The sequence below is a fragment of the Sphingorhabdus pulchriflava genome, assembly GCF_003367235.1.
Taxonomy (GTDB): Bacteria; Pseudomonadota; Alphaproteobacteria; order Sphingomonadales; family Sphingomonadaceae; genus Sphingorhabdus_B; species Sphingorhabdus_B pulchriflava.
The window spans coordinates 1-2294 of the sequence record NZ_QRGP01000004.1 but is presented as its reverse complement, the minus strand read 5'-3'; the positions used below and the strand labels follow the sequence as shown (position 1 = coordinate 2294).

The 2294-nt window shown below is 65.2% G+C and carries 4 protein-coding genes; all 4 read right to left on the bottom strand.

Going from position 1 to position 2294, the window contains the following annotated elements; translation table 11 throughout:
* A partial coding sequence (locus DXH95_RS15940) for a ParB/RepB/Spo0J family partition protein (RefSeq protein WP_115550566.1) occupies window positions 1–1350 on the bottom strand: 1350 nt, incomplete at its 3' end.
* Window positions 1351–1465: 115 nt separating this feature from the next.
* A complete protein-coding gene (locus DXH95_RS15935) occupies window positions 1466–1858 on the bottom strand; it encodes a DUF2958 domain-containing protein (RefSeq protein ID WP_115550565.1) in 393 nt (130 codons plus the stop codon).
* Window positions 1859–1871: 13 nt separating this feature from the next.
* The gene (locus tag DXH95_RS15930; protein WP_115550564.1) at window positions 1872–2081 is read right to left on the bottom strand and encodes a hypothetical protein; all 210 of its coding nucleotides are present in this window, start codon (window positions 2079–2081) and stop codon (window positions 1872–1874) included.
* Window positions 2078–2294 (bottom strand): zincin-like metallopeptidase domain-containing protein (locus tag DXH95_RS15925; RefSeq protein WP_239016716.1); only part of this gene is annotated, 217 nt, incomplete at its 5' end. The genes DXH95_RS15930 and DXH95_RS15925, both read right to left, overlap by 4 nt.

The window sequence follows — 2294 nt, the reverse complement described above, 5'->3', positions numbered from 1 at the left end:
GCCCAACACCTCCATGACCACAGCGTCGGGCAGTTCCAGCAACCGCTGGAACAATCCGCTGACGCCGTTCCTCGGCTCGTGGCCCAAGGCAACGCTGGCCTCGTCGGGGTCGAAGTCCAGCACCGCCAGCACCGCGCGCCGCCGCTCGTCGAACCCGGCTTCGGCGATGCTGGTTTCGATGCTCTCGGTCACGGCTTCGTTGCGGCTGCGCTGATCCTGAACCCTCACGCCCCACAGGGGCGAACCGCAAATCGCATGGGCGACCATGACGCGCAGCGCCACGCCGCTGTTGGCGGCAAGCGCCGACCGCACCGCCGCATGGCGGTGCAGGTCGATATAGCTGGTCATGGCCGAGGTGATTTCCGGCCGGACAGATGCGGACTGCTTCGCCGCCTCGCTGCCGCCCTCACCCTGCCGCCGCGCTTCCTTGCGGGTCAGATAGCCCTCGTGGAAGGCGACCTCGCCCTTGGCGTTGACGTCGATATAGACGCGCCCGCCTTTGCGCTTGGGGGACTTCTCATGCTCCCACGTCTGGAAATAGACACCGGCAGGGACGATCTCGACCGCGCTCCATCCGTCTTCGAGATAGGCGGCCTTGCGCCGCTCGATCTCGGCGGACTGCGCGGCCCAGAACTGATCGGCATCGGCGAAATAGCCTTCGTCCCCGAACAGGTCTTTGACGATCTGGCCTTCGAAGGCGGCAAGATCGAACAGCGCCGCGCACGTGGCGATCGACGCGCCGCCAAACAGCCACGCCTTCAACTGGCTCCCGCGCGGGGCATAGCCGTCCGCATCCTCGAACAGCGCCAGCCACGCCTTTTGCTGCGCCTTGGTCGCCAAGGTCAGGTGCTTGACCGTGGCCGCGTCGATTTCCTCGGCGCGGAACGCCTCGCGGATGCGCGGGAGCAAATTGCCAAGCGCGAGGATGCGCTTCACCTGCAATTCGGTCAGCGCGAAGGTCGCGGCAATGTCCTCGACGCTGCGGCCTTCCTTGACCAGCCGCGTGTAGCTTTCCCATTGCGTCACCTGATCGGGATTCTGCCGCAGCATGTTCTCGATCATCGACACTTCGAGCGCCTCGGCGTCGTCGCCTTCGTCCAGGGTGATGCAAGGCAAGGTCACGCCGTCCTTGCCCTGCCGCGCGGCCTCGAGACTGGCGAAATAGCGGCGCTTGCCCGCGACGATCTCGAAATGACCGGCGTTGCAATTGGGACGAACGAACAGCGGCGAAATCACGCCGCGCTTGATGATCGACGGCAGGATGTCCGAAACGTCGGGCGGCTTCTTGCCCGCCCGCATGTTCGCCTTGGAAACCGAAAGCCGGTCGAGCGGGATTTGGTCGATGTGCATGGTCTTTACTCCGTTGGGTGGCCCCATCCTCGGGGCATCTTGGGGGGCGGTGAGGATGGGGCCGGTTGTCCGCGCGGGGAAAATCCCGCGCGGGGTCTGCCGCACCTTGAGGGGGTCAAGGTGGCGGAAGGGCTGAATCTTCCTTGGTGCGGGCGGCGGCTGCGGCCTCAAGCCGCGCCGCGTCCTCGGTGATGCCGCCGCACAGGCGGGCGGCATCGGCATAGATAGTCAGCGGGAAGCTGCCTTCAAAATGAAGGTCGCGCTCGATGGCGAGGCCGAACGGCAGCTTGACCGCCGCAATCTCGGATAGACTGGCCGAACCCATTTCGGGGCAACCGAACCCAAGGTCGCACAGGCCGAACAGCGTGTCGCCGTCCTCGTCCAGTTCGGAAAACAGCCAAGTGCCGGACCCTACGGGATTGAAGAATTTGACGACCGGCACATGATCGCCACGGCTCTGGCCGTTGGCGATCAGCCGCGCGCGCTGGTCTTGGGTGAGCAAAAGCATGGGGATACCTCCTTCAAAACATCTCGATCTGGTTGCGGGCGTTGGTGTCGAACAGGCCGTGGTCAGCGGGTCGCTGCCGCTTCTTCGGCTCCAACGGTGCGTTGGCGCGCATGGCGAGCCGGTCGCGGGGCGTGATCGGCGCAACGCCGTGAACCAGCGTCTGCTCGCCGATGGGCGTCTGTTCGGACAAAAGCCGGTCGTTGGGCGGAAACGGCGCGCTCATGCCGCGCGCGCCAGACTGGATTCGCTTTCCCGAACGAAGGCCAAGAGAAAGTCAGCGGCCTTGCTGGCGTGGCTGGCGGCTTTGAAGATTGCGCGATTGTCGGCGCGCAACACGGCCAGCCACGAACCAAGGTAATCGGCATGGCGCACGGTCGGGACGATCCCAAGCGCGGCGCACAGGAATGCCGATGTCAATTCGGCGCAAAGTTCCTCG